16 protein-coding genes are annotated in these 19,017 nt (G+C 47.5%); all 16 read left to right on the top strand.

Annotation, left to right across the window (positions count from 1 at the left end):
* The first annotated feature begins 101 nt into the window (after window positions 1-101).
* The 16 genes from B4V02_RS15080 to sleB all read left to right on the top strand — a co-directional run bounded on the left by B4V02_RS15080 (window position 102) and on the right by sleB (window position 18,950).
* Window positions 102-1,040, top strand: coding sequence for a bifunctional riboflavin kinase/FAD synthetase (locus B4V02_RS15080; protein WP_094155437.1), 939 nt, complete (start codon window positions 102-104; stop codon window positions 1,038-1,040).
* A 132-nt stretch (window positions 1,041-1,172) separates the two neighbouring features.
* Window positions 1,173-1,442, top strand: a complete 270-nt coding sequence (rpsO, locus tag B4V02_RS15075; protein WP_007430074.1) for a 30S ribosomal protein S15 — start codon at window positions 1,173-1,175, stop codon at window positions 1,440-1,442.
* Between the two features lie 231 nt (window positions 1,443-1,673).
* Complete coding sequence (gene pnp / locus B4V02_RS15070) at window positions 1,674-3,776, top strand: polyribonucleotide nucleotidyltransferase (protein ID WP_094155436.1); 2,103 nt, start codon at window positions 1,674-1,676, stop codon at window positions 3,774-3,776.
* A gap of 226 nt (window positions 3,777-4,002) precedes the next feature.
* The gene (locus tag B4V02_RS15065; protein WP_208618683.1) at window positions 4,003-5,007 is read left to right on the top strand and encodes a polysaccharide deacetylase family protein; all 1,005 of its coding nucleotides are present in this window, start codon (window positions 4,003-4,005) and stop codon (window positions 5,005-5,007) included.
* Window positions 5,008-5,073: 66 nt separating this feature from the next.
* Entirely contained in the window at window positions 5,074-6,333 is a 1,260-nt protein-coding gene (locus B4V02_RS15060; protein ID WP_094155435.1) for a M16 family metallopeptidase, read from the top strand.
* A complete protein-coding gene (gene dut, locus B4V02_RS15055) occupies window positions 6,317-6,763 on the top strand; it encodes a dUTP diphosphatase (protein ID WP_007430078.1) in 447 nt (148 codons plus the stop codon). The genes B4V02_RS15060 and dut overlap by 17 nt, the downstream gene beginning before the upstream one ends.
* 255 nt (window positions 6,764-7,018) lie before the next feature.
* Window positions 7,019-7,918: a dipicolinate synthase subunit DpsA gene (gene dpsA / locus B4V02_RS15050; protein WP_007430079.1), complete on the top strand. Its 900-nt coding sequence runs from the start codon at window positions 7,019-7,021 to the stop codon at window positions 7,916-7,918.
* On the top strand, window positions 7,915-8,508 hold the full coding sequence (locus tag B4V02_RS15045) for a dipicolinate synthase subunit B (protein WP_094155434.1): 594 nt from the start codon (window positions 7,915-7,917) through the stop codon (window positions 8,506-8,508). Before dpsA ends, B4V02_RS15045 begins: the two co-directional genes overlap by 4 nt.
* Window positions 8,509-8,643: 135 nt before the next feature.
* Window positions 8,644-9,681 (top strand): aspartate-semialdehyde dehydrogenase, encoded by a 1,038-nt coding sequence (locus B4V02_RS15040; protein WP_007430081.1) that lies wholly within the window; start codon window positions 8,644-8,646, stop codon window positions 9,679-9,681.
* Window positions 9,682-9,717: 36 nt separating this feature from the next.
* Entirely contained in the window at window positions 9,718-10,935 is a 1,218-nt protein-coding gene (gene dapG, locus B4V02_RS15035) for an aspartate kinase (RefSeq protein ID WP_094155433.1), read from the top strand.
* A gap of 40 nt (window positions 10,936-10,975) precedes the next feature.
* Window positions 10,976-11,857, top strand: a complete 882-nt coding sequence (dapA, locus tag B4V02_RS15030) for a 4-hydroxy-tetrahydrodipicolinate synthase (protein WP_094155432.1) — start codon at window positions 10,976-10,978, stop codon at window positions 11,855-11,857.
* A gap of 286 nt (window positions 11,858-12,143) precedes the next feature.
* Window positions 12,144-13,823: a ribonuclease J gene (locus tag B4V02_RS15025; protein WP_007430084.1), complete on the top strand. Its 1,680-nt coding sequence runs from the start codon at window positions 12,144-12,146 to the stop codon at window positions 13,821-13,823.
* 228 nt (window positions 13,824-14,051) lie between these two features.
* Window positions 14,052-14,900 (top strand): ClpP family protease, encoded by an 849-nt coding sequence (locus B4V02_RS15020; RefSeq protein ID WP_007430085.1) that lies wholly within the window; start codon window positions 14,052-14,054, stop codon window positions 14,898-14,900.
* Window positions 14,897-15,109, top strand: a complete 213-nt coding sequence (locus B4V02_RS15015) for a YlzJ-like family protein (protein ID WP_007430086.1) — start codon at window positions 14,897-14,899, stop codon at window positions 15,107-15,109. The genes B4V02_RS15020 and B4V02_RS15015 overlap by 4 nt, the downstream gene beginning before the upstream one ends.
* A gap of 103 nt (window positions 15,110-15,212) precedes the next feature.
* The gene (locus B4V02_RS15010; protein WP_094155431.1) at window positions 15,213-17,879 is read left to right on the top strand and encodes an FtsK/SpoIIIE family DNA translocase; all 2,667 of its coding nucleotides are present in this window, start codon (window positions 15,213-15,215) and stop codon (window positions 17,877-17,879) included.
* A gap of 228 nt (window positions 17,880-18,107) precedes the next feature.
* The gene (sleB, locus tag B4V02_RS15005; protein WP_094155430.1) at window positions 18,108-18,950 is read left to right on the top strand and encodes a spore cortex-lytic enzyme; all 843 of its coding nucleotides are present in this window, start codon (window positions 18,108-18,110) and stop codon (window positions 18,948-18,950) included.
* Window positions 18,951-19,017: the final 67 nt, after the last annotated feature.

Genomic DNA, 19,017 nt, shown 5'->3' with positions numbered 1-19,017 from the left:
TGGCTGCTGTGAAAGTGTGTCGATAGACGTTTTTCTTACCTTGAATTGTGCTATAATTTTGACGAAGTTAGTCAAATGATGTGAAATGCAGGTGAATGAATATGATTACCGTTTCATTATCTTATCCATTGAGTGATGAGCTTTTACAGCAATGGGGGCGTCCACAGGTCACGGCGATTGGTCAGTTCGACGGTCTTCATCTGGGACACGCAAGCGTCATACACCAAGCCGTTTCGTTGGCTCGGGAACAGAAAGTGTCGGCATCTGTCATGACTTTTCATCCTCACCCGAAGGAAGTCATGAAAAAAGGTGACTATGAAGGTTATCTAACACCGCTTGCGGACAAGCAGGCTATTTTGGCCGACATGGGTGTGGATGTTCTTTATATTATGAGCTTTAACGAAGATTTTTCCAAGGTCAGCCCTGAGGCGTTCATGACAGATGTACTGCTTCCATTGCAAATCCAAACGGCAGTAGTGGGCTTTGATTTTCGGTTTGGCTACCGAGGTGCGGGGCATGAGGATACGCTTCGCAAGCTTGGTGGAGAGCAGATGGCTGTTCACACCGTACCCCCGTTTGAGCTGGATGGGGAAAAGGTGAGCAGTTCTGATATCCGCCGTGCTTTGCAGACCGGGGATCTGACCCAAGCGTCTCGCTGGTTGGGACGTCCCTACCGTATACGGGGGACTGTAATGGATGGAGAGAAGCGGGGGCGCACGATCGGATTTCCGACCGCTAATCTCAAACTGGATGATACCTACGTAATTCCGGTCAAGGGTGTATATGCTGTACGGGCACTCGTAGGCAATCATTGGATAAGCGGTGTCATGAATGTAGGAGTTAAGCCTACCTTTCATGAAGGCGTGCTGAATCCGTCGTTTGAGGTGCATCTGTTTGATTTTAATCAGCAGATTTATGGGGAGTCTGTGGTGGTTGAGCTTCATCATTACATCCGTCCTGAACGTAAATTCTCTTCTGTAGACGAGCTGATCAGTCAAATTGGCAATGACGCACAGACGGCTAAAAAGCTGTTAGGCTAAATTATTTACATAAGACAGGCGCTGTGTTATACTGACTTATGTTGTGTAAACAACGATGAACCTTAGCTTGGTTGTCCGCTTTCACCGGCGGCTACGAGGCTAGTGGCGATTATAATGAAGGAGGTGAACAGGATGGCATTGACTCAAGAGCGTAAACAGCAATTGATCGAGGAGTACAAAACTCATGAATCCGATACAGGATCACCTGAGGTACAAATCGCTATCCTTACTGAAAACATCGTCAACTTGCAAAGTCACTTTCGTTCGCACAAGAAAGACCATCACTCCCGCCGCGGGTTGTTGAAAATGGTCGGTCAGCGTCGTAAACTTTTGGCTTACCTGAAGAAGACTGATGTTAAACGTTACAGTGCGTTGATCGAGCGTCTCGGACTGCGTCGTTAATTTTCAGACATGTAATGTGAAAAGAAGCCTGGTTGTTCACCGCTTGTCCCTGCTAAGGCGACGGCGGACAGCAGCCGGGTTCTTTTTTGAAATGGGAATCTTTTTTGAAAGCAGAATCTTTTTTTGAAATTACATATCGTATTTGAATGTGAATTTCTTATGAATAAGACCTGCGCAGGAAATACTGGATATGTATAGAACTTTTACAATGAAATGAAATGGAGGGATACCATGGAGCAACGTGTAGAAATGCAGCTCGGCGGAAGAAAGCTGGTGCTGGAAACAGGACGTCTTGCGAAACAGGCTAATGCGGCAGTTAAAGTAAGCTACGGAGAAACAGTTGTGCTTTGTACCGTGACTGCTTCCCGTGAACCGAAAGATCTGGACTTTTTTCCACTGACCGTGAACTATGAGGAAAGATTGTATGCTGTCGGGAAAATTCCAGGTGGATTTATTAAACGTGAAGGACGCCCAAGTCAAAAAGCGATTTTGTCCAGCCGTTTGACAGACCGTCCAATTCGCCCATTGTTCCCGGAAGGCTTCCGGAATGATGTACAGGTGTTGAACCTGGTGATGAGTGTTGATCAGGATTGCGAACCGGAAATTGCAGCGATGATCGGAACCTCGGCGGCACTTAGCATTTCGGATGTGCCTTTTAACGGGCCGATTGGTGGAGTTGCTGTAGGCCGTGTCAACGGACAATTCGTGATTAACCCGGACATTGCGCAGCAGAAAACCAGCGATTTGTACCTGGTTGTAGCCGGAACGAAAGATGCCATCATGATGGTAGAAGCAGAAGGCGATGAAATTCCAGAGGAAGTCATGCTGGAAGCGATTATGTTCGGTCATGACGAGATTAAGAACATTGTGGCAGTCATTGAACAATTGGTTCAAGTCGCAGGAAAAGAGAAAATGCAGGTTAAGCTGCATGCTGTTGATGACAAAGTGAACAGTGAAGTACGTGCTTATGCAGGTGACCGTTTGGTGGAAGCTGTAAAAATTGCAGAAAAACATGCCCGTCAAGAGGCGATTGATGCAATCAACGAAGAGACAGTTGCCCACTTTGAAGCGCAATACATAGAGACGCCTGAGCTTTTGAAAGACGTGAGCGAAGTTCTCTATGATATCGTGAAAGAGGAAGTTCGTCGTCTGATTACGCATGATAAAGTGCGCCCTGACGGTCGAAAGCTTAATGAAATTCGTCCGATCGAAAGCGACACGAGCATTTTGCCGCGTACGCATGGCTCGGGCTTGTTTACACGCGGTCAAACGCAAGCGCTTAGCGTTTGTACACTTGGCGCATTGGGTGACGTACAAATTCTGGACGGTATTGATCTGGAAGAAACGAAACGTTTCATGCATCATTACAATTTCCCTCCATTCAGCGTAGGTGAGGCTCGTCCTTTGCGTGCACCGGGTCGACGTGAAATTGGACATGGTGCGCTTGGTGAGCGTGCGCTTTCCAAAGTAATTCCTTCCGAAACTGAATTTCCATATACCATCCGTCTGGTTTCCGAGGTTCTGGAATCGAACGGTTCAACCTCACAAGCTAGTATTTGCGCTAGTACGCTCGCTATGATGGATGCGGGTGTACCGATCAAGGCTCCGGTTGCAGGTGTAGCTATGGGATTGATCAAGGACGGAGATCATGTTTCGGTGCTGACGGATATCCAAGGTATGGAAGACCATCTGGGCGATATGGACTTTAAAGTGGCTGGTACAGCAGAAGGTGTAACTGCCATCCAAATGGACATTAAAATTGACGGTATTGACCGTGAAATTTTGCAGGATGCGCTCAAGCAAGCTAGAGAAGGACGTTTGTTCATTCTTGGCAAGATGATGGAAGCCATCCAAAAGCCGCGTGAGCAGTTGTCTCCGTACGCTCCAAAAATTATGACGATGCATATTAATCCGGATAAAATCCGTGATGTTATTGGTGCAGGTGGTAAAATCATTAACAAAATTATCGAAGAAACCGGCGTAAAAATTGATATTGAGCAGGATGGTCGTGTGTTCATCGCTTCCACAAACCAAGAGATGAATGAAAAGGCGCGCTCCATTATTGAAGGTATCGTTAAAGAAGTTGTGGTCGGTGAAATTTACATTGGTACAGTGAAGCGGATTGAAAAATTCGGTGCATTCGTCGAGATTTTACCGGGCAAGGACGGTCTGGTTCATATTTCTCAACTGTCTACTGAACGTGTAGCCAAAGTTGAGGATGTGGTTGCTATTGGAGATACGATTACGGTGAAAGTAACTGAAATCGATCAGCAAGGTCGTGTCAATTTGTCCCGTAAGGCGGTTCTGACGGCTGAAGCTCCTGCAAAGTCCTAGGTATTGGTACCGCGGACCACAGCAAGAGGAAGCCTATCCGTTTTACAGAACACGGGATTGAATAGCATGATTTAAGCTTTTGGAAAGAGGCAGAGCTACGTTTCTGGCTCTTTTTTCATACATACGCACAAGCTGTGCTGAACTGGGCTTCTAGAAGCTTACTGCGTCATAGTTCTTGTCCTCCCCGCATACAATGTGGACAAACGCGTGGGAGGATGAAGGGATCATGAGAAGTGCAAAGAGAGCAGTGTGGGTTGTAGCCAGTTTGGCCATCACGCTGATTATCGGACAGTTTAGCGGGGTTCGTGAATACATTGGTCAATTACGTAACGGACAAGGCACAGGGGGTAACGAGCCAGAGGCTGTAACAACAATGGGAGTTGCAGCTTTACCTGATAATGCGCTTATGCAGCGACTACGTGCTGAAGCAGCCCGTCAGCGGCGGGAACCGGTTGATGCCAAGATCGACAGAGTATGGAAGGCTATCCCGGGCTATAACGGACTGGAGGTCGATCTGGATGCCACCTATCGCAAAGCGATTAAAGCTCCAGACCGCCCAATCCAGTATGTGTATCGGCAATTGGCACCCAAAGTACATTTGAACCAGCTGGGTAATGTGCCGATCTACAAAGGGAATCCTGAGAAGCCGATGGTCTCCTTCATGATCAATGTGGCTTGGGGAAACGAGTATATCGTACCGATACTGAATACGCTGGATCAGGAAAAGGTCAAGGCTACGTTTTTTCTGGATGGAAGCTGGTTGAAAAAAAATCCTGAACTCGCCAAGGAGATTCAAAAAAGAGGACATGAGCTTTCGAATCATGCCTACTCCCATCCCGATATGAGTCGTCTGAGTCGGGAAAGGGCCACACAAGAAATACAGAAGACGGAAGTGCTTCTTCAAGAAATCTTGGGTGTGAAAAACAGCTGGTTTGCCCCGCCGTCAGGTGATTTTAATCAGCAAACCGTTGATCTGGCCGCAGAACTTGGACTCAAAACCGTGCTGTGGACATTGGACACCGTAGACTGGAGGCATCCGTCGCCAGAATCGGTGGTTAACAAAATCAGCAGTCAGGTTGAATCAGGCTCCCTGATATTAATGCACCCTACGGATTCCTCAGCGGCGGCTCTCAAGGGCATGATTCATGCCATTCGGAGTAAGGGACTCGTGCTCGGAACTGTCAGTCAGACGCTTTCCCCCGATCGGCAGCTACCTGCTCCGGTTGAGTGAACGTCCTTTTTCTGTTAGGATTGAACATTATGGCTAAGTATGCAATTCAGTTTAGGAGGGCCAATCGTGGAAAGAATTCAACTCAAAAACGGCCTAAGAGTGGTCATTGAAAAAATTCCAACCGTGCGTTCAGTTTCTTTTGGTATCTGGGTAAAAACCGGCTCCCGGAATGAAACATCGAGCAATAGCGGTATTTCTCATTTTATTGAACACATGCTTTTCAAAGGAACAGAGCGCTTTAATGCCAAGGAAATTGCCGAGCAATTCGACGCTATCGGGGGAAATGTGAATGCGTTCACTTCCAAGGAATATACCTGCTATTATGCAAAAGTGCTGGATGAGCATCTGCCAATCGCGGTCGATGTGTTGTCTGATATGTTCTTTCATTCCAAATTGGATCGTGATGAACTAGCAAGAGAGAAAAATGTGATTCTTGAGGAAATCTCCATGTATGAGGACACACCGGATGATATGGTACATGATCTTGTATCTCGGGCAGCTTATGGTGGACATCCACTGGCTTTTCCAATTCTCGGAACCGAAGGGCATCTGCTTGCTATGGATAGCTCACATCTCAGCCACTATATGAAGGAGCATTATACCATTGATAATACAGTTATCAGTGTGGCTGGCAATGTGGACGATCGACTGATCGAATTGCTGGAGCAACATTTTGGACATTTTGATAATCATGGTACCGCTTCGCCGCTGACAGTGCCTGCGTTTAACGGTGAGCTGCTGTATCATGAGAAAGCGACGGAGCAGAATCACATTTGCTTGTCCCTGCCCGGATTTGCAACTGGCGACGAACTACAGTATGCTATGGTCTTGCTGAATAATGCGATCGGCGGCGGCATGAGCTCACGTTTGTTTCAAGAAATTCGGGAAAAGCGCGGACTGGCTTATTCGGTTTATTCCTATCATAGCTCTCATGCAGATAGCGGCTTGTTCACAATCTATGCAGGGACGGCCCCTAAGCAGACGAAGGACGTGCTGGATTTGACGCTGGAGCTGCTGCAGGATGTGGCTATCAACGGATTGGACGCTAATGAGCTTCATAAAGGCAAGGAGCAATTAAAAGGAAGCTTGATTTTAAGTCTTGAAGGTACAGGCAGCCGGATGAACCGTCTTGGAAAAAATGAGTTGATGCTGGGTCAGCATTATACGCTGGATCAAATGATCGAACATATTGAGCAAGTGACGGCTGATGATGTGAACAAGGTGCTGAATCAGATGTTCTCGGAGCCGTTTGCTCTGTCGATGGTCGGAGCAAGTGATTCAGCGGTTAAGGATATGAGGAGGGACTATTTTGTTAACTTACGTTGAAATTAACAGACTTGAGGGCAATGAAGATATTGAGTTACCTCGTAAAATGTCAGAGCTGGCATCCGGGTTTGACCTGTATGCAGCGGTGCAGGAGGAACTGGTGCTGGAGCCGGGCAAACGTTGCCTCGTTCCAACCGGATTTGCAATAGCGATGCCAGCCGGACTGGAAGCACAAATCCGTCCACGTAGTGGACTGGCTCTCAAGCATGGTATTACCTGTCTCAACACACCGGGGACGATAGATGCGGATTATCGTGGGGAAATAAAGGTACTGCTTATTAATTTGGGCGAGGAACCGTTCACGATTACACGTAATGAGCGAATTGCGCAAATGGTATTTCAGGCTGTACCTGAGGTGGAATTGAAGCAAGTAGACCAGTTGTCTGAGACAGTGCGTGGTGCTGGGGGCTTTGGTCATACAGGACGCTGAGTATATGGTTTATCTATAAATTTCCTTATTCATTTTTCATGGCTCGGCAGCACAACATGTAAACGAATTAATGCGTTTCGCTCTATATATTACCGAGTTGAAATCGCTCTTGGCATGTATTCAAATGGCCTGCTTATGAATATAAATACACATAAAGGCTGTCCCATAAAGGGGCAGCCTTTTTTGCTTTTCACCCCTTTCCGGGCGCATGCATAGAATAAAAACATGATCGTGTCTCGGAAAGGAGTGATCTGGATGCTAACAGGAATACGCATCCTTATTTTGGGTGGCGATGCAAGGCAGCTTGAAGTCATCCGCAAATGTGTGGACATGGATGCTACGGTCAGCGTGGTTGGTTTTGATAAGCTTGAAGCGCCACTCAAAGGAGTATCACTAGAGCCATTGTCTGTCAAGCTGCTGGAATCGTCAGACGCGCTAATTCTGCCGGTTGTGGGATGCGATGAGGAAGGGAACGTGACTGCACTTTTTGGAGCGCAAAAGCTCCAATTTTTGAATGAGCATGCTGCTGCTCTTCCACCGCATTGCGTTGTGTACACAGGAATGGCGAGGACATACTTAAAAGATATTTGTAACAGGCACGATTTGAAGCTAGTGGAGCTGCTGGATAGAGATGATGTAGCCATATACAACTCCATACCTACGGCCGAAGGCGCATTGATGATGGCCATTCAGCATACAGATTTTACGATTCATGGTGCCGATTGCATGGTTCTGGGCATGGGGCGGACTGGATTTACCATGGCAAGGGTACTGCAGGGTTTGGGAGCCAAGGTGAAGGTTGGAGTACGGCGGGCAGAGGAAGCGGCGAGAGCGGTGGGAATGGGGTGGAGCCCTTTTATGACAAGGGATCTAGCGTGTGAGACACAGGGAGTTGACTTGATTTTTAATACGATACCCTCTATGATAATCACAGCGCAAATCCTGTCTAAGTTGCCACTGAGCACCGTGATTATTGATCTTGCCTCCGCCCCGGGCGGATGTGACTTCCGTTATGCGGAAAAACGTGGAATCACGGCTGTGCTTGCCCCCGGCCTTCCCGGTATTGTTGCTCCCAAAACTGCTGGTACCATTATAGCGAATACACTGGTGCAGTTGTTAATGGAAGATAATCCTGAGCGGGGGGATGCACAATGAGTTGGCAAGGGAAAACAGTAGGTTATGCCATTACAGGCTCACATTGCACATTTGAAGAGGTAATGCCTGTTATACAGCGCTTTGTTGATGAGGGTGCTAAGGTCATTCCCATTATATCCAATGCGGTACTAACAACGGATACTCGCTTTGGTACTTCGCAAAGTTGGCAAAAACAGTTGAAAGATATAACAGGGAATGATATCATTTCTACAATTGTGGAGGCTGAACCACTGGGACCCTCCCAAATGCTCGATGTGCTGGTGATTGCACCTTTGACGGGGAATTCAATGAGCAAGTTGGCGAATGCGATGACAGACAGTCCGGTTTTAATGGCTGCCAAGGCGCAATTACGCAATGGTCGTCCACTTCTTTTGGCCATATCTACGAATGATGGTCTGGGTCTGAATGCTGCCAATATCGCCAAGTTACTAGTAGCTAAAAACATCTTTTTTGTGCCGTTTGGACAGGACAATCCACTTAAAAAGCCAAACTCGCTTGTGGCTAACATGGAGCTGATTCCGGAGGCAGCTTACGAAGCAATACAGGGCAAACAGCTTCAGCCGATGATTGTGGAACGCAAGACCCTATGAAGTACTATAGTTGACTGCTGAGCATCCCTCGCCTAGAAGATGATTCGATCATGCATCGGGTCTAATTTCTTGTTGGCGGTGGATGCTTTCAGAATAAAAAATGGTTTTTTTAGTCGAGAAGGGGAGATAAGCCAGATGAGCAATAGAAAGTTTAATGTAGCTGTCGTTGGAGCGACGGGCGCTGTAGGAGAACAAATCGTAAATCTGCTGGAAAAAAGAGATTTTCCTGTGGACAAAGTTAAATTTCTTTCGTCGCCTCGTTCTGCCGGCACGTTAATTAGCTTTAAAGGTCAGCAAATTCCAGTAGAGATCGCTACCCCCGACAGCTTTGAAGGAATCGACATTGCCTTGTTTAGTGCAGGCGGAGACGTAAGTAAGGAATTGGCACCACATGCTGTTCGTCATGGTGCAGTTTGCATTGACAACACGAACGCATTCCGAATGGAACCGACAGCTCCTCTTGTAGTTCCTGAGGTGAACAGTGACAAAATTGCCGAGCATCAGGGTATCATTGCCAACCCGAACTGCTCCACCATCCAGATGGTAGCTGCTTTGAAACCATTATATGATAAATATGGCATTTCTCGTATTATTGTATCCACATATCAGGCAGTGTCCGGAGCTGGAAGTCGTGCCATTGATGAGTTAAATCGTCAAAGTGCAGCGATCCTTAACGGTGAAGATGCTCAGCCCGATCTGTTGCCGGTAGGCTCATTGCCAGTGAAGCATCAGATTGCTTTCAATGCTATCCCGCAAATCGATAAATTTCAGGACAACGGTTATACACTGGAAGAAATGAAAATGGTACGTGAAACGAAAAAAATACTGGGTGACGAATCCGTAGAAGTAACGGCAACATGCGTACGGATTCCTGTCGTATACGGTCACTCGGAATCTGTCTATGTAGAGCTTAAAGAAGATTATGATTTAGAGGAAATCCGCAATCTGCTTGCTTCGGCACCAGGAGTAACGCTGGTGGACGATCCTGCTGCTCAGCTCTATCCGCTGGCATCCGAAGCCGCAGGAAAACCGGATGTATTCGTAGGACGTGTACGCCGTGATTTGGGCAATAGCCGTGGATTAAATTTGTGGGTCGTATCCGACAATCTGCTCAAGGGAGCGGCATGGAACGCGGTACAAATCGCGGAAATTATTGCTGCAAATGCGGAGTAACGTTCCCGAAGCAGGGAGTAAGATGGGGGAAGAATGATGGGTATTTTAGTGCAAAAATTTGGGGGAACTTCGCTGTCCACACCTGAAGCGCGTCAACTGGTGCTGGGACATGTGAAGCGAGAGCTGGAACAAAATGTTCAACTGGTTGTTGTTGTGTCAGCCATGGGGAGGAAAGGAGAGCCTTATGCGACGGACACGCTGCTCGATTGGGCGGCGTCTAACGGCGACAGTCTTCCGAAGCGCGAACGGGATTTACTGCTGTGCTGTGGTGAAATCATTTCTGCCGCTACATTATGCAGCCTGATGGAGAAGGAAGGTATTCCTGCTACGGTGCTAACTGGTGCACAGGCAGGCTTTATTACGGATGATCAATACGGCAATGCTCGTATTTTGGATATAAAGCCGGATCGTATTGTGGAAGAGCTAAATCAGGGCCGGGTCGTTATTGTGACAGGTTTTCAGGGACAGACGGCAAACGGTGATATGACTACACTGGGCCGGGGCGGCAGTGATACATCGGCGACTGCGCTAGGTGCTGCACTACATGCGGATATGGTTGACATTTATACGGATGTGAACGGCATATTGACTGCAGATCCGCGCATTGTAGAAAATGCCAAGCCGCTTTCGCATGTTAGCTATACAGAAATTTGTAATATGGCTCATCAGGGAGCAAAGGTTATCCATCCGCGTGCTGTTGAAATCGCTATGCAGGCGAATATTCCGGTTCGTGTTCGCTCCACCTTCTCTGATGGAGAAGGTACGCTGGTTACAAATCCAGAAGGCTTCAAGGACGTAGAGGCAGACATCGTAGACCGCTTCGTGACCGGTATTGCGTATGTCGGCAACGTCACTCAAATTACCGTAGAATTAAAGCCGGGTTTGGAGCATTTGCAGCTGCATGTATTCAAATCTATGGCGGAGCACGGAATCAGCGTTGATTTTATTAATGTCACTCCATCCGGGGCAGTTTATACGGTGTCCGATCATGATGGAAGCAAAGCAGTTGATGTGTTGAACAATTTGGGCCTAGAGGCTAAGATTCTGGCCGGGTGTGCTAAAGTTTCAGTCATAGGAGGCGGTATCAACGGGGTACCGGGCATTATGGCGACGATTGTAGAGGCATTGGCAGAATCAGATGTACAGATTCTTCAATCGGCAGATTCCAACACGACTATCTGGGTACTTGTAAAAAAAGATGATATGGTGCAAGCTGTACGCGCATTGCATAATAAATTCGAACTCCATCAGTAGGCGCATGTCCGTGCTCGGACTTGCAAAAAAAGGAGGCAGCATGGTGAACTTCGGCAGACTGATTACCGCAATGGTGACACCTTTTGATCAGCAAGGAGAGATTGACTGGGCTGCATTGTCCTCGTTGATTGATTATTTAATAGAAGAACAACATTCAGAGTCACTTGTCGTATCAGGGACAACAGGCGAATCCCCTACTCTGAGTGATGAGGAAAAAATCAAGCTATTTGCATTTGTTGTAGAAAAAGCAGCCGGACGATGTAAAATCATTGCCGGAACCGGAAGCAATAATACACGTCATTCTATTCACTTGACCCGTGCTGCGGAGCAGGCAGGAGCAGACGGTGTGCTACTGGTAGTGCCTTATTATAACAAACCGAATCAGGAAGGGATGTATCAGCATTTTGAAAGCATTGCGAACTCCACTTCCCTTCCAGTTATACTGTATAATGTTCCAAGCCGTACCGCAGCGAGTCTGACAGCTGAAACGACGCTGCGTCTGGCACAAATCCCGAATATTGTGGGCACCAAGGAATGTGCATCACTCGCGCAGGTTACACAAATTGCAGCGGCAGCCCCAGAAGGCTTTGTAGTTTATTCAGGGGATGACGCGTCTGGATTGCCTGCTATGGCTGTGGGCGCATATGGTATTATCAGCGTAGCCAGCCATGTGGTAGGCACAGAAATGAAGCAGATGATCGATGCACTTGTTGAAGGGCACGCGCAGGAGGCAGCGAAGCTGCATCAGCAGTTGTTCCCGGTTTTCAAAGGCTTGTTTGAATGTCCTCATCCTCTGCCTAATCCGGTCGCTGTAAAGTATGCATTGGAATTGCGGAATGTTAAGGTCGGTTCGGTTCGGTTGCCGCTTATTTCTCCAACCGAGGAGGAAGCGGAGTTTATCAAGAAGTTATTTACTCGGTAATTGAAGATCTCGCGGTGAGAGTTTATGGCCTGACAAGATTTTTCGGCATGAAGGGCGTTCTTATGGAACGCCCTTTTTGTCGTGCTTTTAACCATCCATCTGGATAAATGGACTGGATTTGGTTTTAGACGGCAATGGGAAACCTAGCGTAACGGACTGGATGACTTGTTTTTTCGTATTTTAATCATGTATAATGGGGTCAAGTGACTGGGTGCGGTATTTTTTTGAAAATTAAATAAACAAATCAAGGTACGACGTCCAACTACCATAGGAGGTTTAGATTCATTTGTCTAAAAAAACAAACAACGATAAATTGATGATTTTCGCTTTGGGCGGCGTCGGTGAAATCGGGAAAAATATGTATGTCGTTCAATACGGCAATGACATTGTCGTGGTGGACTCCGGCTTGAAATTTCCGGAAGAGGACATGCTCGGCATTGATATCGTTATTCCTGATATTTCCTACCTTACAGAGAACCGCGACAAGGTAAGAGGCATTGTGCTGACTCATGGTCACGAGGACCATATCGGTGGTTTGCCTTACGTGCTGAAACATTTGAATGTACCTGTATATGGTACCAAATTGACGCTGGGATTGGTGGAGAACAAGCTGAAGGAAGCGAATCTGCTTGGCGAAACCAAACGGATTTTAATCAATGCTGATTCCGAAATCAAGCTGGGTTCCTCGCTGAAGGTAACATTCTTCAAAACAAACCATAGTATTCCGGATTCTGTAGGTGTCTGCATTGATACTCCTGAAGGTGCTGTTGTTCATACTGGCGACTTCAAGTTTGATCATACCCCGGTTAACGGACAATATGCGGATTTACAGCGTATGGCTGAAATCGGTGCACGTGGCGTACTGGCTCTTTTGTCAGACAGCACCAATGCGGAAAAACCGGGCTTTACGCCTTCAGAAAAGAGCGTCGGCATCGTGCTGGAAGATATTTTCCGTAAGTCGAGACAGCGTGTGGTTGTAGCAACTTTTGCTTCCAACGTACACCGCATTCAGCAGGTTATCAATGCTGCGGAAGCGACAGGGCGCAAAGTAACGGTTATCGGTCGCAGCATGGTGAATGTCGTAGGAATTGCTTCTGATCTGGGCTATTTGGAAATTCCAGACGGAATGCTGATCGAGCCTGAAGAAGTTGGTAAAATGTCAGCAGATCGCGTAGTTATTCTCTGCACAGGCAGTCAGGGCGAGCCAATGTCCGCTTTGACAAGAATGGCTCGTTCCACACATCGTAAAGTGGATATTCTTCCGGGAGATTCGGTCATTATCGCAGCTACTCCGGTACCTGGTAATGAAAAATATGTGGGTCGCACGATTGACGAATTGTTCCGTTTAGGTGCCAATGTATACTACAGCGCAGCTAATCCGGGGATCCACGTTTCTGGACACGGAAGCCAGGAAGAACTCAAGCTGATGTTGAACCTGATGAAACCCAAATTCTTCTTGCCAATTCACGGTGAGTTTAGAATGCAACGCCGTCATGCTCTGCTTGCTGAAGGAGTAGGTGTAGAGCCTGAAAACATCTTCATCACAGACATCGGTGAAGTCATTGAAATTCAGAACGGCGGGGCGCGCAGAGCTGGTAAAGTTACAGCAGGGAACGTGCTAATCGACGGACTGGGTGTAGGGGATGTAGGAAATATCGTATTGCGTGACCGCAAGTTGCTGTCACAGGACGGTATTCTGGTGGTTGTTGTAACGCTGAGCAAGCAAGACGGTACGATCAAATCGGGACCGGATATCATTTCTCGTGGTTTCGTATATGTCCGCGAATCGGAAGGCTTGCTGGATGAAGCCAATCGTATTGTCTCAAGTACATTGCATAAGCTCATGAGTGAAAATGTAAATGAATGGGCTTCCCTCAAGACAAACGTCAAGGATGCACTGGGTCGCTTCTTGTACGAGCAAACTCGTCGCAGACCGATGATCCTGCCAATTATAATGGAAGTGTGAGTCAATTGAAATTTGTTGGAAAACCTGAATTAAAAACTTAAGTCACAGGCACACAGTCGCCTCTCTCCCGCAGGAAATATTGGACGGTTTCCGCGGGCGGAGAGGCTTTTTTGAGTTTTTCGACTGAGGAAAGGCATGGGGACGGGTATAAAATATTCCATTCCCATCCCATACTAGAGGGTGAATACGGGTCACATAGATGCGTAAAGCGAAAGGAAGATCACCTATATGGAACAATACAGCAACCTATCATCTGGCAACGAGGAAACGGAAACGCCGGATCAACCAGAAGTTGGACAAAGACCCGCTTTACCTGCTATGGAGGCATTGCAGCAGCTGGGACAAACCTCCATGCCCGGAAGCGAATCCAATATTTTCTGCATGACAATTATCGGCCAAATTGAAGGACATCTCATTTTACCGCCTCAAAACAAAACGACCAAGTATGAGCACATCATTCCCCAACTGGTAGCGGCAGAGCAAAACCCACGAATCGAAGGATTAATGATATTGCTGAATACAGTTGGTGGTGATGTAGAAGCTGGGCTGGCTATTGCTGAAATGATCGCTTCGATGAGTAAACCAACAGTGACTATCGTCATTGGCGGAGGGCATAGTATCGGTGTCCCTATTGCTGTATCATCCACTTATTCCTATATTGCCGAGAGTGCGACAATGACCATTCACCCCATTCGTATGAGCGGTCTGGTCATCGGAGTCCCGCAAACGTTTGAATATATGGAGAAAATGCAGGAACGTGTCGTACGTTTTGTTGTTTCCCATTCCCGGATCACTGAAGAGAAATTCAAGGAACTGATGTTCAAAACGGGTGAATTAAACCGCGATATTGGTACAGCAGTTGGTGGAGCCGATGCAGTAAAATATGGATTGATGGATGCAGTTGGTGGCATCGGAGAGGCGCTGAAACAGTTGAATACCATCATTGAAACACGTCGCCAGCAAAACGGGCTGGCAGGGAATCAGCAGCAGGCTTCGTTTGCTCCTTTTTCACCCAATGCTACTGGTAGCCCTACAGAGACGCATTCAGGTGAGCATAGCGGGGAGCTGCCCCAATGACCTTATATACGGTAATGCCAATGGAAATGGTGTGGGAAGGTATGTGGAAGGAGCCAGAGGGGTTTGCAGAGGTTCGGGTGGACGGTTTGCTTATGCAGGTGCAACAGCTCGAAAGTCGTCGGGGAATCATTGTACGATTGTTGGACTGCCCGCTGGAAGCCTACCTGAATCCGCGTTATGAGCCAGGGCAAGTCATCGAGTGGTCGTAGAAGGTGTCGAATAACACGAAAATAGGTCGTTTATTGCTGAAAAAGAACATATGTGCGGATACCCGGTGACGTGGTATAATATTCTTCTGGGGGGTGACCTTGTATGTCCAGAAGAAGAAAAAAGAAAAAGAAGGCTGTGTTTGGCGGAGTTCTAAAATTTGAAATTTACGGCATTGTGCTGATTACATTGGCGGTCATTGCGCTATCGGGTGAAGCGGCGGTTGGCCGGTCGCTATCCAAGATGTTCGGGCTTGTACTGGGAAAATTCTATTTTGCAATCCCGCTGATTGGCATTTATTACGGTCTGATGGTGATGATTCATCGTAAATGGCCGAACCAGTGGAACTCACGTAAAACGGGATTGCTGTTACTGGTATTCGCCTTTACACTTATGAGTTCTATTTCATCGATGGAGCAGCGTTTGGGGCCGATTAACGCGCTTCAACCGGGCGGAGTGATGAGCCAAATACATATAGATATGCGTGAGCAGTTGCTGTCGCCTGACAAGGTAGGTCATACCTCCATGCTGAACAAGGATATTAGCGGCGGGTACGTCGGCGCATTGCAGCTTACCGTTCTGTTGTGGCTGTTCGGGATTACAGGAGCCAAGCTGATTATGATTGTCATGTTTGTTATTTGCTTCATGCTGTTGACCCAGCTGTCTTATGTGGATTTGGTACGGATTGTACGGACCAAGCTACTGACAGCAGGGGGAAGTGTGCGAAAAAAGTGGATTGGTAAAGCGACTCCACTTTCGGCATCTGACAAAGGCAATAGAAAAGTCAAGTCCGAGCCCATTCCTGCTTATGAGGAGGATATGGATGATGACTTTGAAGAAATGCAGCCTCCGGCACGCAAGCAGCCGATTTTCTTTCAGTTGTTTGGTCTCAAAAAATCTGATAAATCGGATAAGGAAGAGCATTCTGACCATGTGGATGAGGATAATTATGACCTTCCATATGAGCCTGAGGCTGCAGAGTCCCAGTGGCGAAACGGAACTCAGGAAGAAGAGCTGTCTGATGTGATCGAGCACGCTGGGGAGGAAGCTTCAACTCCAGTGAAAAGGTCGCCGATTATTCGGGATTTCTTTGAGCAGGTGAAGCATGAGGAAAGAAGATCAGAAGCTGAGGAGTCTCTGGCAGAGGTGGAGCATTCGGATTCTGTCTATGATGAGCCGCTGGATGATAACTTCACGGATGCCGTGGTAAACACAGATATGGATAATGCATCGGCGTCTCGTAGCACAACGGATGGTACTGAAGGACAAGCTCAGACGACTGCAACTGGATTTACAGGTGTCGGGACTGAAGGTGCCGATGCAGCCATGCCTGCTCCACCGCCTCCTAAACCGTATAAGCTTCCGTCGTTTCGTTTGCTTGCCAAACCGCAAAACGCGGGCAAGGGTATGGGACAAAAGGATTACATGCAAACGGCACGCAAGCTGGAGGCAACGCTGGAAAGCTTTGGTGTGCGGGCAAAGGTGTTGGAGGTTGTCCGTGGACCTGCCGTAACGCGTTATGAAATTCAGCCGGACATTGGTGTGAAGGTCAGCCGTATTGTGAGTCTGACGGATGACATTGCGCTTGCGCTTGCTGCAAAAGATATCCGTATGGAGGCTCCGATTCCTGGCAAATCTGCTATCGGAATTGAGGTTCCGAATAATGAAGTTTCCATCGTAACGATGCGTGAGGTCATGGAGACAACCGTTTTCCAGGAGTCAGCTTCCAATTTATCCATTGCATTCGGACGTGATATTGCAGGTCAGACGATTGTCGGTAATTTAGCCAAGATGCCCCATTTGCTTGTAGCCGGAGCAACGGGCTCAGGTAAATCGGTGTGTATTAACGGGATTATTACAAGCATCTTGTATAAAGCGAAGCCAGATGAGGTCAAATTCCTGATGGTCGATCCAAAAATGGTGGAGTTGAACGTGTACAACGGAATTCCGCATTTGTTGGCTCCAGTCGTGACCGATCCGAAGCGTGCCTCGCTTGCTTTGAAAAAAATCGTTGTTGAAATGGAAAAACGCTACGAGTTATTTTCCAAATCGGGAACACGCAATGTTGAAGGCTATAACAATCTGATGAAAGATAATCCGGCTGCATTTCTGCCTTACATTGTCGTTATTGTCGACGAGTTGGCGGATCTGATGATGGTAGCTGCCGGAGATGTGGAGGATGCGATTGCCCGGCTTGCCCAAATGGCGCGTGCTGCAGGCATTCATCTGATCATTGCTACGCAGAGACCTTCGGTTGACGTTATCACTGGGGTTATTAAAGCCAACATTCCTTCACGTATTGCCTTCGGTGTTTCTTCGCAGGTGGATTCCCGTACCATACTGGACATGGGGGGAGCCGAGAAGCTGCTTGGACGTGGTGATATGCTGTTCATGCCGATGGGAGCCTCCAAGCCGGTTCGCGTTCAGGGGGCGTTTATGAGTGATCAGGAAGTGGAGAATATCGTTAACTACGTGCGTGAACAGGGTGAAGCGCAGTATGATGAAACGCTGGTGCCTGAGGTGGAAGAGGTATCGGCTGATGCGGATGAAATGCTGGATGAGCTGTATGATCAAGCCGTCAACATCATTTTGGAAGCCAAGCAAGCCTCCGTATCTCTCCTTCAGCGCCGGATGAGGATCGGTTATACACGTGCTGCCCGGCTGATTGACTCCATGGAGGCTCGCGGTGTGATTGGCCCTTACGAGGGCAGCAAGCCTCGGGAGGTACTTATCTCAATAGAGCAATATCAGCAAAATAAAGTTAGCTCCTGATCATTAGCTTTTATCAGAACTACATGAAATCGCTGTTTGTACGCTTGGACGGTTGCTTCAATATGGCAACTTCATCCGTACACCACAGCGTTTTTTTTGTGCTGTTTTTTCAGGTGCTGCGGCTGTCTGCTGTAAGAAGATTAAAAGGGTGAATAGCTTCAAGCAGAGCTTGTCATAATAAACGTAGCCATCCTGTTAATCCCACAAAAGAAAGGTAGATCACAGCATATGAAAAAGACAATGGTCTGGATTTGCACGGGTATTCTCGTAGCCTCGGCTATTACGTACACAGGGCTTTTAAAAATTGGCTCTGCACAGCAGCAAGCAAAACAGCTGAATACGCAACAGAAAGTACAAGTGGCGCAGCCTTCCCAGCCGACATTCAGCTCAGAAGCGATTAATTTTGGTTCTTACGGTCAGGATGTATATGAGTTGCAATCACGATTGAAGCTGCTCGGTTTTTTCGGCGCGCAGGTGGACAGTCAGTTTGGCAACAGCACGTTAAAGGCTGTCAAAGGATTTCAAAAGGAATTTGGCATGACACCGGATGGAGTGGTCGGAGCGAAAACAAAGCTGAAGCTGGTCAACGCTACTCCTCACTGGAAACCGACAGAAACTCCTTTGCACCGTAAAAATCAAGGCTCCACACAAGGACAGACAGCGGCCAATGATGATCAAAATGATGAAACGATGGGATCGGCCAACACGATGGGGCTATCTGAAAATGATCTTAAAATTATGGCCAATGCGGTCTATGGTGAATCCCGTGGCGAGCCGTTTGAAGGCCAAGTTGCCGTAGCGGCAGTTATTTTAAACCGGGTCAAATCCCCCAGTTTTCCAAACACACCGTCTGGGGTAATTTTTCAACCTGGAGCCTTTACGGCTGTAGCTGATGGTCAAATCTGGCTCACGCCGAATGAAACTGCACAGAAAGCAGTGCGCCAGGCATTGAACGGCTGGGACCCAAGCGGAGGTTGTCTCTATTATTTTAATCCGAAAACAGCCACCTCCAAATGGATTTGGAGCCGTCCGCAAGTGAAGACGATTGGTGAGCATATTTTCTGCATGTAAACCGCCGAAGCAGCCGGAAACTTGTCTCCGGTTGCTTCTTGGCTTTTGCATGGTTAGAATAAAGATT

The organism is Paenibacillus kribbensis, assembly GCF_002240415.1.
Lineage (GTDB): Bacteria > Bacillota > Bacilli > Paenibacillales > Paenibacillaceae > Paenibacillus > Paenibacillus kribbensis.
Note: the sequence above shows the minus strand (reverse complement) of the source record. Positions and strands in the feature narration are given on the sequence as shown.

Excerpts from the sequence above, each read along its gene's own strand:
- B4V02_RS15080 (WP_094155437.1), top strand. The coding sequence starts at position 102 with ATGATTACCGTTTCATTATCTTATCCATTGAGTGATGAGCTTTTACAG.
- rpsO (WP_007430074.1), top strand. The coding sequence starts at position 1,173 with ATGGCATTGACTCAAGAGCGTAAACAGCAATTGATCGAGGAGTACAAA.
- pnp (WP_094155436.1), top strand. The coding sequence starts at position 1,674 with ATGGAGCAACGTGTAGAAATGCAGCTCGGCGGAAGAAAGCTGGTGCTG.
- B4V02_RS15065 (WP_208618683.1), top strand. The coding sequence starts at position 4,003 with ATGAGAAGTGCAAAGAGAGCAGTGTGGGTTGTAGCCAGTTTGGCCATC.
- dpsA (WP_007430079.1), top strand. The coding sequence starts at position 7,019 with ATGCTAACAGGAATACGCATCCTTATTTTGGGTGGCGATGCAAGGCAG.
- B4V02_RS15045 (WP_094155434.1), top strand. The coding sequence starts at position 7,915 with ATGAGTTGGCAAGGGAAAACAGTAGGTTATGCCATTACAGGCTCACAT.
- B4V02_RS15040 (WP_007430081.1), top strand. The coding sequence starts at position 8,644 with ATGAGCAATAGAAAGTTTAATGTAGCTGTCGTTGGAGCGACGGGCGCT.
- dapG (WP_094155433.1), top strand. The coding sequence starts at position 9,718 with ATGGGTATTTTAGTGCAAAAATTTGGGGGAACTTCGCTGTCCACACCT.
- dapA (WP_094155432.1), top strand. The coding sequence starts at position 10,976 with ATGGTGAACTTCGGCAGACTGATTACCGCAATGGTGACACCTTTTGAT.
- B4V02_RS15020 (WP_007430085.1), top strand. The coding sequence starts at position 14,052 with ATGGAACAATACAGCAACCTATCATCTGGCAACGAGGAAACGGAAACG.
- B4V02_RS15015 (WP_007430086.1), top strand. The coding sequence starts at position 14,897 with ATGACCTTATATACGGTAATGCCAATGGAAATGGTGTGGGAAGGTATG.
- B4V02_RS15010 (WP_094155431.1), top strand. The coding sequence starts at position 15,213 with ATGTCCAGAAGAAGAAAAAAGAAAAAGAAGGCTGTGTTTGGCGGAGTT.
- sleB (WP_094155430.1), top strand. The coding sequence starts at position 18,108 with ATGAAAAAGACAATGGTCTGGATTTGCACGGGTATTCTCGTAGCCTCG.